This is a genomic window from Aurantimonas coralicida DSM 14790, assembly GCF_000421645.1.
Taxonomy (GTDB): Bacteria; Pseudomonadota; Alphaproteobacteria; order Rhizobiales; family Rhizobiaceae; genus Aurantimonas; species Aurantimonas coralicida.
The window spans coordinates 180,156-193,841 of sequence record NZ_ATXK01000002.1 but is presented as its reverse complement, the minus strand read 5'-3'; the positions used below and the strand labels follow the sequence as shown (position 1 = coordinate 193,841).

12 protein-coding genes are annotated in these 13,686 nt (G+C 67.1%); all 12 read right to left on the bottom strand.

Annotation, left to right across the window (positions count from 1 at the left end; translation table 11 throughout):
- Positions 1-178 precede the first annotated feature (178 nt).
- A complete protein-coding gene (locus tag H536_RS0105460) occupies positions 179-1,243 on the bottom strand; it encodes a hemolysin family protein (protein WP_024349507.1) in 1,065 nt (354 codons plus the stop codon).
- Positions 1,215-1,826: an rRNA maturation RNase YbeY gene (gene ybeY / locus H536_RS0105455; protein ID WP_024349506.1), complete on the bottom strand. Its 612-nt coding sequence runs from the start codon at positions 1,824-1,826 to the stop codon at positions 1,215-1,217. The genes H536_RS0105460 and ybeY overlap by 29 nt, the downstream gene beginning before the upstream one ends.
- The gene (locus H536_RS0105450; protein WP_024349505.1) at positions 1,826-2,824 is read right to left on the bottom strand and encodes a PhoH family protein; all 999 of its coding nucleotides are present in this window, start codon (positions 2,822-2,824) and stop codon (positions 1,826-1,828) included. Before H536_RS0105450 ends, ybeY begins: the two co-directional genes overlap by 1 nt.
- 44 nt (positions 2,825-2,868) lie before the next feature.
- Complete coding sequence (gene miaB / locus H536_RS0105445) at positions 2,869-4,320, bottom strand: tRNA (N6-isopentenyl adenosine(37)-C2)-methylthiotransferase MiaB (protein ID WP_024349504.1); 1,452 nt, start codon at positions 4,318-4,320, stop codon at positions 2,869-2,871.
- A gap of 57 nt (positions 4,321-4,377) precedes the next feature.
- Positions 4,378-5,250, bottom strand: coding sequence for a lyso-ornithine lipid O-acyltransferase (gene olsA, locus H536_RS0105440; protein WP_024349503.1), 873 nt, complete (start codon positions 5,248-5,250; stop codon positions 4,378-4,380).
- Between the two features lie 57 nt (positions 5,251-5,307).
- On the bottom strand, positions 5,308-5,832 hold the full coding sequence (locus H536_RS0105435; protein WP_024349502.1) for a GNAT family N-acetyltransferase: 525 nt from the start codon (positions 5,830-5,832) through the stop codon (positions 5,308-5,310).
- Positions 5,833-5,925: 93 nt separating this feature from the next.
- Positions 5,926-6,636: a tRNA (adenosine(37)-N6)-threonylcarbamoyltransferase complex dimerization subunit type 1 TsaB gene (gene tsaB, locus H536_RS0105430; RefSeq protein ID WP_029702794.1), complete on the bottom strand. Its 711-nt coding sequence runs from the start codon at positions 6,634-6,636 to the stop codon at positions 5,926-5,928.
- A gap of 30 nt (positions 6,637-6,666) precedes the next feature.
- Positions 6,667-7,242, bottom strand: coding sequence for a NifU family protein (locus H536_RS0105425; protein ID WP_024349500.1), 576 nt, complete (start codon positions 7,240-7,242; stop codon positions 6,667-6,669).
- Between the two features lie 138 nt (positions 7,243-7,380).
- Positions 7,381-7,872 (bottom strand): universal stress protein, encoded by a 492-nt coding sequence (locus H536_RS0105420; protein ID WP_024349499.1) that lies wholly within the window; start codon positions 7,870-7,872, stop codon positions 7,381-7,383.
- Positions 7,873-7,956: 84 nt separating this feature from the next.
- On the bottom strand, positions 7,957-9,024 hold the full coding sequence (gene trpS, locus H536_RS0105415; protein ID WP_024349498.1) for a tryptophan--tRNA ligase: 1,068 nt from the start codon (positions 9,022-9,024) through the stop codon (positions 7,957-7,959).
- Positions 9,025-9,113: 89 nt separating this feature from the next.
- Complete coding sequence (murJ, locus tag H536_RS0105410; protein WP_024349497.1) at positions 9,114-10,739, bottom strand: murein biosynthesis integral membrane protein MurJ; 1,626 nt, start codon at positions 10,737-10,739, stop codon at positions 9,114-9,116.
- The gene (locus tag H536_RS0105405; protein ID WP_244495362.1) at positions 10,736-13,594 is read right to left on the bottom strand and encodes a [protein-PII] uridylyltransferase; all 2,859 of its coding nucleotides are present in this window, start codon (positions 13,592-13,594) and stop codon (positions 10,736-10,738) included. The genes murJ and H536_RS0105405 overlap by 4 nt, the downstream gene beginning before the upstream one ends.
- Between the last annotated feature and the right edge of the window lie 92 nt (positions 13,595-13,686).

Genomic DNA, 13,686 nt, shown 5'->3' with positions numbered 1-13,686 from the left:
CCAGCAATCCGGTCGAGAATATTGTCGTCGCGGATGCGGTCGTCGCCGCGGGAAATAACGCTCACAGGGCCCCCTGCAGGATTCGGTCGGGCCGGCATCCTACGCCGGGCGCCGATGATATGCAGAACATTCCCGCGACTGCGGCTGCCGAAGACGGCCAGCGGTCACCGACGCCCCCTCAGGCGTCGGCCAGTCCTTCCACGAAGCGGCGGCGCTTCTCGCCCTGGCGGAAGCGGACAATCCGGACACGGCGAACCCGGCGCGGGTCGGCATCCAGTACCTGGAACTCGAAGCCGGGAACAGCCTGCACCACCTCGCCGCGCGCGGGTACACGGCCCAGCTCGGAGAACAGGAGACCGCCGATCGTGTCGGCCTCGTCCTCGTATTCGCTGATGTCGAAATCCTCGCCGACCAGCTTGCGGACCTCGTCGAGGTCGGCGCGGGCGTCGGCGTAATAGATGCCGTCGCCGCTTTCGGTGATCATCGGGGCGTCGTCGTCGTGCTCGTCCTCGATGTTGCCGACGACCATCTCGATGATGTCCTCCAGCGACACCAGTCCGTCGGTGCCGCCGTATTCGTCGATCACCAGCGCCATCTGGGTGCGGGTGGCCTGCATGCGCGCCATCAGATCGGTCGCGAGCATCGAGGGCGGCACAAAGAGAACCTTTCGGATGATACCGAGGTCGGAAACCTTCCGCGCCAGGTTGATCTGGCGCAGGTCGAGGCCGGCCCGGGTCCGCGCGGCCGGCTCCTTGGCGCCCTGCCCGTTGGCCGGTCGCGCGACGCGGGTGATGTGGCCGACGACGTCGCGGATGTGGATCATGCCGCGCGGGTCGTCGAGGCTTTCGCCATAGACCGGCATGCGCGAATGGCCGCTCGATTCGAACTGCTTCATCAGTTCGCCGAGGGTGGTGGTGATGTCGACGGCCTGGATGTCGGCGCGTGGCACCATCACATCCTCGACGCGCAGTTCGCGCAGCCGCAGGATGTTGTTGAGCATCGCGCGTTCCTCGGGCGAGAAGGCCCCCTCGCCGGGATCGTGATGCAGGAGGGCCTGGGTCAGGTCCTCGCGCATCAGGCGGGGCATGCGCGGACGCACCCGCTGGATCAGGCCGCCAAAGAAGCCGTCACTGCGGTTTGCGCCGCGCCGACTTCGGTCGTCGCCGGCTGCGTGGTCGTCGCCATTCTCGGCGCCGGCCGGTCCGCGGTTGCCGTCAGCCGCCGCGTCTGTGTCGAAGGTCATCGTCTCGCTCTTGGTTCGCCGGAACATCCTGTTCGGCTTCGTTCAAGGGACCGGGTTCGTCGCCATAGGGATCGGCGATACCAAACTCGGCAAGAATGGCGATCTCCGCCGCCTCCATGTCGTCGGCCTCGGTGTCGACCATGTGATCGAGGCCCATCAGATGCAGGAAGCCGTGCACGAGAAGATGGCGGAAATGGTCCGCAAAGGCCTTGGCCTCCTCATCCGCCTCGCGCGCGACCGTTTCGAAGGCGACCAGGAGATCGCCCAGAAGCGGGCCCGGCCGTTCGCCCGACGCCAGATCGGCCATGGGGAAGGACAGAATGTTGGTCGGCTTGTCCTTGTTCCGCCATTCGGCGTTGACGGCGCGTACCGTCTCGTCGTCGGCCAGCGTCAGGGATATCTCGCTGACGAGATCGCCGGGCAGGCCCAGCCGCGCCGCCGCGACCGAAAAGGTCTCCACCGCCATCGCCGGAATGTCGCCAAGGCCGGCATCGTCCCAGCGCGGATCCTCGACGGTCAGGGCGACGGTCAGGCCATCATAGGTCGGCATGCCGAAGGCGGCACGCGGTTGCGATCCAGACATTACCGGGCCGCGGGGATGCCCGGCGCACGGGCGCGCGTCGCATCCTCCTCATAGGCCTCGACGATCGCCTGGACCAGCGGATGGCGGACGACGTCCTTGGCGGCAAAGCGAACCGTCACGGCCTGCGGCACCGTCTCCAGAATGCGCATCGCCTCGACGAGACCGGATTTCTGACCGGGCGGCAGATCGACTTGGGACGGGTCCCCGGTCACCACCATCCGGGCATTCTCGCCCAGGCGGGTCAGGAACATCTTCATCTGCATGGTGGTGGTGTTCTGCGCCTCGTCGAGGATCACCGCCGCATTCGCCAGCGTCCGGCCACGCATGAAGGCCAGCGGCGCGATCTCGATGGCGCCCGCGGCCAGCGCCCGTTCGACCTTCTCGGCCGGGATCATGTCGTAGAGCGCGTCGTAGAGCGGCCGCAGATAGGGATCGACCTTTTCCTTCATGTCGCCGGGCAGGAAGCCGAGCCGCTCGCCGGCCTCGACGGCCGGACGCGACAGGATGATCCGCTCGACCTGCCCGCGCTCCAGCAGCATCGCGGCATGGGCAACGGCGAGATAGGTCTTGCCGGTGCCGGCCGGCCCGACGCCGAAGACGAGCTCGGAGCGCTCCAGCGCCCGCATATAGGCGTCCTGCGTCGGCGTGCGGGCATGGATGGTCCGGCGCCGCGTCGAAATCTGCGCGAGCGACATGCGGCCCTTCTTCTCCAGCGTCGGCAGATAGAGCTGGTCGTCCGCCGCGATCGCCATGCGGATGGCGCCCTCGACATCCTTGATGCCGATCTCGGTGCCGGCCTGCAGCCGCTCATACAGATAGTCCAGCGCCCGCCGAGCCTGCTCGCAGCTCGCCGAATCGCCGCGGATCTCGACCTTGTTGCCGCGCGCCCGCGCATCGACCTTCAGCTTCTGCTCGAGCAGTGCGAGGTGCTCGTCGAACTGGCCGAAGAGCGAGCCGGCCAGGCGGTTATCCTCGAAGGTCAGGACGATGTGAGCCATGTCGGATGCACCCGACGCAGGGGCTGCGGTACTACGCTCCGTCCTCAAGCGATCTTCCTTATCGGTTCGGCAGGCACTGCGTTGCGATGCCGCGCCTCGGCGGCCGGAACGGCACCGCCGGTCGCCAGCAGCGAATTCGGCAGGGTCGATTCGATCCGCACGGTCACGATATCGCCGATCTCGCCGGCGGCCGCGTCCAACACAACGGGCTGCAGGAACGGCGAGCGTCCGACCCGCTGGTGGGGATAGCGCCCCGGCTTTTCGACCAGAACGTCGATGTCACGGCCGACGAGGCTTTCGGCGAAATCGACCTGATGCTCGCGAAGCAAGGCCTGCAGCCGCTGCAGACGCTCCGACTTCACCGCTTCGTCCACGTGATCATCCATCGTCGCGCCAGGCGTGCCTGGACGGGCCGAGTACTTGAAGCTGAAGGCCGAGGCGTAGCGCACCTCGGAGACCAGTTTCATGGTGTCCTCGAAATCGGCGTCCGTCTCGCCGGGAAAGCCGACGATGAAGTCGCCGGACAGGGCGATATCGGGGCGTGCCTGACGAATGCGGTCGAGAAGCCGCAGATAGTCGGCGCCCGTATGGCGACGGTTCATCGCCTTGAGAATGCGGTCGGAGCCCGACTGCACCGGGAGATGCAGATAGGGCATCAGCGCCGGCAGATCGCGATGAGCGGCGATCAGGTCATCGTCCATGTCGCGGGGATGAGAGGTGGTGTAGCGCAGACGCGCGAAGCCGGGGATCTCCGCCAGCGCCCGCAACAATCCACCGAGGCCGATGTCACGGCCCGCCTCGTCCTGCCCAGACCAGGCATTGACGTTCTGGCCGAGCAGCGTGACCTCGCGCACGCCGGCCGCCGCCAGCGCGCGGGCCTCGCCCATGATCTGGGCCAGCGGACGCGAGACTTCGGAGCCACGCGTATAGGGCACCACGCAGAAGGTGCAGAACTTGTCGCAGCCTTCCTGCACGGTGAGGAAAGCGGTCACGCCGCGCGTCCGGATCTGCGGCGCCGTCACCTTCGGCAGATGCCGGAACTTGTCCTCGACGGCGTAGTCGGTCTCCACGACCTTGTCGCCGCGCGCGACCCGGGCCAGCGCCTCGGGCAGCCGGTGATAGGTCTGCGGTCCGATGACGAGATCGACGACCGGCGCGCGGTCGATGATCTCCTGGCCCTCTGCCTGGGCGACGCAGCCGGCCACGGCGACGCGCATCTCGACACCCCGCTCGGCCTTTTCGGCCTTCAGCAGCTTGATGCGGCCCAGCTCGGAATAGATCTTCTCGGCGGCCCGCTCGCGGATATGACAGGTGTTGAGCAGAACGAGATCGGCGTCCTCGATCACTTCGGTCGGCTCGTAGCCATCGCGCGCCAAGGCATCGCCCATACGCTGCGAATCGTAGACGTTCATCTGGCAGCCATAGGTCTTGATGAAGACCTTGCGGGTATTGATGCCGGTCTCGTCCGGTCGTGTTGCTGCAGTCGTGTCGGTCATGCGCCCTTCTGATCGGCCCTCGTGTGCTGCCGGCGCGCGCCGCCGGAAACGAGTGACCTATCCCTCTATATCGACAGCATCGTGACGCGGTGCAAGCGTCGGCTCGCGTCGCGATACCACAGCCGCCTGCTTTGCAGGCAGATTGTGGCCGCAAAGGCTCGCCGCCAGCATCGCCCGAACGCTGTCCTCGGCGGCCCGCGCGACATGCTTGCGGTTGGAATCGGCGGCGAAGACGATCGGCTCGCCGAACGAGATCTCGACGTCGATGGCCCCTTCCTTCAGGACGCCGAGCAGATGCGGCCCCAGCGCCACGTCCCCCGGCCAGGCCACGAGCGGGCGGAACCGCCGGCCCAGCGGCACGCCGTTGGCATGGGTATAGGCGATTGCCACCGGCTGAACCCGGACCTGCGCCGTATGCGACGAGACGAGCGCCGCCTGGGCCGCGCCGAACAGCGCCGTCTTGAACGGCAGCACCTCGTTGCCGTCCGAGGTCGTGCCTTCCGCAAACAGCACCATGGCGTCGCCTTCGCTCAACCGCTGGGCGATCGCGCCGGCCTGATGGCCGGTGCGGTGGCGGGCGCCGCGTTCGACGAAGACCGTGCGCTGCAGCTTTGCCAGAAGCCCGAAGGCAGGCCAGCCCTCGACCTCCGACTTGGCGATGAAGGACAGGGGCATGACCCGGCCGAGCACCATGATGTCCGACCAGGACTGGTGGTTGGCGGCGATCAACAAGGGATGGTCGGAGCATGGCTGGCCGACGATGCGCACCCGCAAGCCCACCACCCGGCAGGCGATCCGGTGCCACAGCACCGGCAAGGTCCTTGCCAGGGACCATCCACGGGCGATGGCGACAGCCTGAACCGGCCACAGGATCAGGGTCAGTGCGACGAGAATGACGCTGACGGCCGCGACGCGCAGCGTTCCGATCATGGCCGCGCCACCCGGGCCGGGCACGCCTGCATCTGCTTGCTCCGCATGATCATGCGCCTAGCGGAGCGCCCGCTTCAGCGTCAATGCGCTCGTCCGGTGACCTTCCGGGTGGCGGTAATAGGCCGGCCGTCGTCCGACTTCCTCGAACCGCAGGCGCCCATAGAGCTTGCGCGCCGCCGTGTTCTCCTCGTCGACTTCGAGGAAGAGGGATTCGGCCCGGGCAGCGTGGAGGAGTTGCAGGATCTCGTCCATCAGAAGACGGCCGACGCCGGCGCCGCGGGCGCGCTTGGCAACAGCGATGGTGAGGATCTCCGCTTCGCCTTCGGTGTTGCGTGCCAGCACGAAGCCCAGCGGCGGATCATCGGGCAAGCCGATCCGGCGGGCGACTACGCCGAAGGTGCCATCCTGCGCGAGGATCGCGGCCAGTTCGTCGCCCGTCCATGCCTGATCGAAGGCCTGGCTGTGAATCTCGGCCGCGGCGTCGATGTCCCCCTCGGACAGCGGCGCAGCGACCACTTCCTGGCCGCCGAAGAGGCCTTCGAGAAATGAGACGGTCCAGACCCAGGGCAGAAACCAGTACATGAGCCCTCACTCGCTCCAGCGTGCCGACGATCGGTGTATCTCGGCCCTGCAGGAAGACCAGAGCCGACCACCCTCGATCCTAACCCTATTCCGCTAGGCTTGCGGAGCGCTTTCGCCGGGAATGGCAAATAGTCCGGTCGCGGCTGCCGGTTTGGCGTCGGCGCCCCGCAGATAGAGCGGGCGCGGAGCCTCGCCGGTCGCGCGGCCGGCGGCCAGACGACACAGCGTCGCAATGTCGGGTGCGGCCATCTCGGACAGGATGGCGACATCGCGCCCGGCCAGCGCCTGGCGGGCGATCAGGGCACCGGTTCCAACGACTGCGAGTGACGCGCCTTTCGGCGCGTGCGCCACGACGCCGAGGAGGTCGTCGGGCGCCAAGGCCACTGGCTCCGTCAGCGCGGTGCCGTCGGCACCGTAGAGGGCCGCATAGACCTCCCCGCGCTTGGCGTCGAGAACGCTGAGAACCGCCCGGTCGGTGGCAAGATGCGGGGCTGCGAGCACCTCCAGCGTCGTGACGCCGATGGCGGGTACCCCGAGCGTCAGCGCCAGACCGCGCACCGCCGACACACCGACCCGGAGACCGGTGAACGAGCCCGGCCCGACCGTGACGGCGATCCTGCGCAGCGAACCGTAATCGGCACCGGCTGCGTTCAGGACGTCGTCGATGATGCCGAACAGCTGCTCGGCATGGCCCTTGCCGATCTCCGGCTCGTCCCGTGCCAGCATGACGCCGGCATCCATGTCGAAGAGCCCCACCGAGCACCGCGCAAAGGCGGTGTCGACGGCCAGAAGCAGTCCAACCATCGGCTCAGACAGGCCCGGCGCTCAGCGGCATCAGGCGGCCTCGACCGCTTCCACCGCCTCGACCTCGGGCACGAAATGGCGCAGCAGGTTCTGGATGCCGTGCTTCAGCGTCGCCGTGGACGACGGGCAACCGGCGCAGGCGCCGCGCATGTTCAGATAGACGGTGCCGTCACGGTAGCCGCGGAAGGTGATGTCGCCACCGTCCTGGGCCACGGCCGGGCGCACGCGGGTCTCGAGCAGTTCCTTGATGGTGGCGACAGTGCCCTCGTCGCCGGCCTCGAAGAACTCTTCGCCGTCCGGCATCGCGGCGTTGGAGCCCTGCGCCGTCATCACCGGCTCATTGCCCATGAAGTGCTCCATCAGGCCGGCAAGGATCGCCGGCTTGAGGTGCTGCCAGTCCGGCCCGTCCTTGCTGACGGTGACGAAATCATAGCCGAAGAAGACGCCGGTCACGCCCGGCACGTCCATCAGCCTTGCGGCCAGCGGCGAACGGTTGGCGGCGTCTTCCTTGGACAGGAACTCTTCGGTGCCACTCTCCAGCACGACACGGCCGGGCAGAAACTTCAGCGTGGCGGGGTTCGGGGTGACTTCGGTCTGGATGAACATCTCGCATCCTCTCTTGCGACCTCGGGGTCGCGCATAATCTGGAATCGTTCTAAACTTATCTCAGAACGACGATCGGGGCAACATAAGGGGTCTGCCGCCGGGGCGACAGGGCCTGCCGTGACGGTCGGTCGTCGCGCGTCAGCAGAGGCTCTGGATATCCTCGTCGGTGAGGGTCGCCGGGACGATGGTGACCGGGATCGGAAAGGCCGCGCCCTTGCCCGCCACCGCGGAGACCAGCGGGCCGGGACCTTCATTGGCCTCGCCAGCCGCCAGCACCAGGATCGCGATCTCGCGGTCGGCCTCGATCAGGGCGTGGATCTGCTCGATGACAGTGCCCTCGCGGACGACGCCCTCGGGCTCGATGCCGACGGCCTCGCGCAATTCGTCGGCGACCTTGCCGAGCCGCGCCTCGGCTTCCTCGTTGGCCTCGGCCCGCATGATCTTCTCGACGCCGAGCCAGTGCTGGAAGTCGCCGGGCTCGATGACATACAAGAGCACAGCGCCGCCGCCGCTTGCCTTGGCGCGCTGCGCCGCATAGGCCGCAGCGCGCATGCACTCGGGCGTGTCGTCGATAATCGCGAGGAACTTGCGTTTGCCGCCGGCGTCCCGACCGATGCGTTTCGATACCATGGCGGCAAGATGGCAGCGGCGGTGCCCCGCGACAAGGTGACGGGACGCACTGTCACCGCCGCTTCGCCATAAACCGTTGCAGAATCAGTCCCGCAGCAGGCCGATGATGTCCTTGACGTCGTTCATCGTCGTCGCGGCAATGGCGCCGGCGCGCTCGCCGCCATCCTTCAGAACCGCGTCGATATGATCGGGTGCCGCCAGCAGGCGCCGCATCTCGCCGCTGACCGGGGCGAGCTTCTCCACCGCCAGCTCGGCCATGGCCGGCTTGAACTCGGAGAACTGCCGGCCACCGAACTCGGCGAGGATCTCGGCCTTGGACCGCTCGGCGAGCGCGGCGTAGATGCCGATCAGATTGTCGGCCTCCGGCCGGCCCGTCAGCCCGCCGACCTCGGACGGCAGGGCGTCCGGGTCGGTGCGCGCCTTGCGGATCTTGCGCGAGATCGCGTCGGCGTCGTCGGTCAGGTTGATGCGCGACAGGTCCGACGGATCGGATTTCGACATCTTCTTAGAGCCGTCCTTCAGGCTCATCACCCGGGTCGCCGGCCCCTCGATCAGCGGCTCGGTGATCGGGAAATAGCCGTTCACCGTCTCGTCGCCCATCTGGATCGCCTGCCCGAGCCCGGCGGCGGCGATCTTGTCGGAGAAGTCGTTATTGAACTTGGCGGCGATGTCGCGGGTCAGTTCCAGATGCTGCTTCTGGTCGTCGCCGACGGGGACGTGGGTCGCCCGGTAGAGCAGGATGTCGGCTGCCATGAGGCTCGGATAGGCGAGCAGGCCCAGCGAGGCGTTCTCGCGGTCCTTGCCGGCCTTTTCCTTGAACTGCGTCATGCGGTTCATCCAGCCGATGCGCGCGACGCAGTTGAACACCCAGGCCAGCTCGGCGTGGCCCGGAACGCGGCTCTGGTTGAAGACGATGTGCTGCTTCGGGTCGATGCCGGCAGCCAGGAACGCGGCGGTGATCGACCGGGTCTGCTCCCGCAGGTCGTCATGGACGAGCTGGGCCGTGATCGAGTGCAGGTCGACGACGCAGTAGATGCAGTCGTGGCTCTCCTGCAGGGCCACGAACTTGCGGATCGCGCCGAGATAATTGCCGAGATGCAGATTGCCCGTGGGCTGCACGCCGGAAAAGACGCGGGGGGTGATGTCGCTCATGGTCGGCGGCTCCGGAATTGGCAGCGCGGGCGGGAATTGCCGCGCGTTATGGCCGAGGGCACGGGCACGATCAAGCGCCCTGCCCCGGCTCAGGATGCAGCGGGCGGCGGCGGCGGTCGCTTGCGCTTCAGGACGGCGAGGAACAGCCTGCGATCAGCGGCCCCGGTGGCCAGCGCCAAGGCGAAATAGATCGCCATGGCGGAGGCGACGAGAATGCCGATCGCCAGGATCTGCGTCGTCAACGCGCTCGACGGCTGCAGCCAGTCGCCGAGCTCGATCATCTCGAGGATCAGGACGCCGCCCATCAGGAGCGAGCAGACGAGCACCAGCGCGGTCCGCTTCAACAGCTCCCGATCGATCTGCCACTGGCCCTTGCGGTAGAGGCCGGCAAACAGCAGGCCGGCATTCAGCCAGCCGGCCAGCGTCGTCGCCAGCGCGATGCCCCGCTCGGCGATCAGCCAGAACAGGATCAGCGACAGGACGATGTTCGCCCCGGCGGAGGCGAGCGTCGCCTTCATCGGCGTCTTGGTGTCCTCGCGGGCGAAATAGCCGGGCGAGAACACCTTGATCATCACGAAGGCCGGCAGCCCGAGGGCGTAGAGGCCGAGGACGGAGGCGACGACGGGCGTCACCGACGGATCGAAGGCGCCGCGCTCGTAGATCACCCGGATGATCGGCTCGGGAATGATGAACAGAGCGACCGCGGCGGGCAGCGTCAGGAACAGGGCGAATTCCAGGCTGCGGTTCTGGGTGTGCTGGGCCTCGCGCAGATGGCCCGCCTTCAGGGCGCGAGCGAGTTCGGGCAGGAGCACGACGCCGATCGCCACGCCGATCATGCCGAGCGGCAGCTGATAGGGCCGGTCGGCATATTGCAGGATCGATACCGCCCCCGGCTTGAAGGAGGCGATGGCCTGGCCGACGAAGAGGTTGATCTGGGTGATGCCGCCGATCAGGGCGGCCGGCCCGGCCAGCACCAGGAGCCGCTTCAGGCCCTTGGTCCAGCGCGGACGCCTGAGCGCGACGCCGAAGCCGGCCATGCGCATGGCGACGACCACCATGGCGAGCTGCGCCAGCCCGGCGATCATCACGCCCCAACTCATCAGGAAACCGATGGTCGGCTTGTCGGCCTCGGTCCACAGGCACCAGGACAGGACACCGATGAGGATGAAGTTGAGCAGCGTCGGCGCGGCAGCCGCCGCGAAGAAGCGGCGGAAGGCGTTGAGGATGCCGCAAACCATCGCCATCAGGGACATGCAGGCGAGATAGGGGAACATGATGCGCGAGAAGGTGACTGTGATGTCGTAGCGCGCCGCGCAGGAGATCACGTCACCGCCCGCCGACGGGTCGTCGACGCATACGGCAAGGCCCGGCGCGATGATCGTCTTGACCAGCACCGGCATGAACACCAGCGCCAGCACCGTCAGGACGACGAGCGCGGTGAACAGCGTCGAGAAGATCTCGTTGGCGAAACGCCGGGCGCCCTCTTCACCCTCCTCTTCCAGCGAGCGCGAGAACAGCGGAATGAAGGCGGCGTTGAACGCGCCCTCGGCAAAGAGCCGCCGGAACAGGTTCGGAAAGCGGAACGCCAGGTTGAAGGCGTCGGCCACCGGTCCGACGCCCAGCGCCGAGGCCATCATCATTTCGCGGCCGAAACCGAAGATGCGGGAGACCAGCGTCGCCCCGCCGACCGTGGCGAACTTGGACAGGAGGCTCATCGATGGGGGATGCCGAATGCGCGCTGCGAGGACATGACGACAGGTGAGGACATTTCGCCCTCCGGGCTCTCGAAGACGCGCTTCAGCCGGACCTCGATCCGCTCGATGCGGGTCTCGCTGGTGATCTTCGTGCCGATCAGGTCGGTCACGTAGAAGACGTCGACGACCTTCTCGCCATAGGTCGAGATGTGGGCCGAGCGGATGTCGAGATTGAGGTCGGAGATCGCACCGGTGACGTCCGACAGGAGGCCGGGCCGGTCGAGCCCCTCCACCTCGATGACGGTCAACTGGTTCGACAGGGTGTTGTCGACGCTGACACGCGGCTTGACGGCGAAGAGTTCGGTACTGCGTGGCGGCCGGCGATTGGCCAGGAGGCTGGCCGGCATCTCGCGGCCCTGCAGCAGCTTGCCGATATTGGCACAGATGCGCTCGGCGCGGCGGAGCTCGTCCTCGTCGGATTCGAACTCGCGGTTGAGCAGCATCACGTCCAGCGCACGGCCGTCCGACATGGTGAAGATCTGGGCGTCGGCGATGTTGGCGCCGGTGCCGGCGCAGGCTCCGGCAATCAGCGACAGAAGCCGCGGATGGTCGGGCGCCAACACCATGATCTCCGTCACTTCGCGGAAGCGGTCGGTGCGCGTCTGCGTCGCCAGGGCGCCGGCATCGCGCGATTCGCGGATGAACTCCGCGTGGCGAAGCTGGTCGTCCAGCGGCGCGGTGAGGAAATAGTTCGGATAATGCAGGTCGAGATAGCCGGTGCGCTCGGCTTCCGGCCAAGCGCCCAGCCGCTCGGCGAGACGCTCGCGCGCCTGCCCGATGCGCTCGCTGCGCGAGGTCTGGGTGAAGCCGCCGGTCAGGGTCGGCTCGGTCTCCATGTAGAGGGTCCGGATGAGCTGGCCCTTCCAGCCGTTCCAGACGCCGGGACCGACCGCGCGGATGTCGCAGACGGTCAGGATCGTCAGGAGCTTCAGGCGGTCGAGCGTGCGCACGCGTTCGGCGAAGTCGAGAATGGTCTTGCGGTCGGTGAGGTCACGCTGCTGCGCCGTCATCGACATGACGAGATGGTCCTCGACCAGCCATGCGACGAGATCGGTCTCGCGCTCGTCGAGGCCGAAGCGCGGGCACAGTTCGCGGGCAATCTCGGCGCCGGCGATGGAATGGTCCACCGGCCGGCCCTTGGCGATGTCGTGCAGGAGCAGCGCCAGGTAGAGCGGCACCCGGTCCTTCTGGAGCGGCATGAAGCCGCTCGACAGCGGCACCTCCTCGACCAGCTCGCCATGCTCGATGCGCGACAGCGTCGAGATCGACCGCAGCAGGTGCTCGTCCACCGTGTAGTGGTGGTACATGTTGAACTGCATCATCGCGACGATCCGACCGAAATCGGGGATGAAGCGACCGAGGACGCCGGCCTCGTTCATCCGCCGCAGATGCAGCTCGGGGTCCTTGCGATCGGTCAGAACGTCGATGAAGAGGCTGTTGGCCTCCGGATTGTCCCGCAATTCGGCATCGACCAGGCGCAGGGACCGGCGGATCAGCTTCAGCGCATCGGGGTGGTATTCCAGCTCGTGCAGCGCGGCGAGGCGGAAGATGCGGATCAGATTGACCGGATCGTCGCGGAAGACGGTGGCACGGCTGATATTGATGCGGTTGTTGTCGATGTGGAAATCGAGCGTGCCGGGGATCTTCTTGGCCCGGGCGCGCAGGGTGCGCACGAAGCCGCGGATGCCGGGGGCGTCCTTGGCATGCTGCTCTTCCAGCGCCGCGCAGAAGATGCGCGTCAGATCGCCGACATCCTTGGCGATCAGGAAGTAGTGCTTCATGAAGCGCTCGACGTCCTTCAGGCCCGGATGGGCATTGTAGCCGAGCCGCTTGGCGATCTCCGGCTGCAGGTCGAAGGACAGCCGCTCCTCGGCCTTGCCGGTGGCGAAATGCATGTGGCAGCGCACGGCCCAGAGGAAGTCCTCGGCCTTGGCAAAGAGCTTGGCTTCGCGCCGGGAGAACACGCCGGCTTCGACCAGCGCCTCGGTCGTGTTCACCCGGTAATGGTACTTGGCGATCCAGAACAAGGTGTTGAGGTCGCGCAGACCGCCCTTGCCCTCCTTGATGTTGGGCTCGACCAGATAGCGCGTGTTGCCGGTCTTGGCGTGGCGCGCGGACCGCTCCTCGAGCTTGGCGGCGATGAAGGCCTCACTCGTTCCGGCCACCACTTCGGCCTCGAAGCGTGTGTCGAGCTCGGCCAGAAGCTCCTCGTCACCGGCGATGAGCCAGCGTTCGAGAATCGCGGTGCGGATGGTGAAGTCGGCGCGCGCCAGCTTGATGCATTCGTCGACGGTGCGGGACGCGTGACCGACCTTGAAGCCCAGATCCCACAGGAGATACAGGAGATATTCCACCACCTGCTCGCCAAGCGCCGACTGCTTGTAGGGGAGGAGAAACAGGAGATCGATGTCGGAGCCCGGCGCCAGGGTGCCGCGGCCATAGCCGCCGACCGCCAGGACCGTCATGCGCTCGCCGGCCGACAGGTTGGCGGCATTGAAGACGAAGCGCAGGGCGTAATCGTGGATCGCGTGGATCACCGCGTCCTGCAGCCGGGCGAGACGACGCGCGCACAGGCTGCCGCTGCCATCCTCGAACAGCATTTCCTCGATGGTGGCGCGGCCGTCGCGAATCATGTCCCGCACCAGCGCCAGAACCTCGCTGCGCGCCGTGTTCGAGGCCCCGCCAGCGCTGTCTTTCTCGGCGATCGCGGCCAGCCTCGCGCGCAGGCCATCCAGGTCGAGGATGCCGACAAGGCTTTCCCCCTTGGGCAGGGAAGCGGGGCTCGACAAGGCGGCGGAGGCCTCCAGCATCGTCATCGGCAATCCTGATCGATCGAATTCGCGTTCGGCGGCAGGCTATATCCCATTCGCCAGCGCGAAGCGAGAAAGCCGGCAGATCATCACGTGCA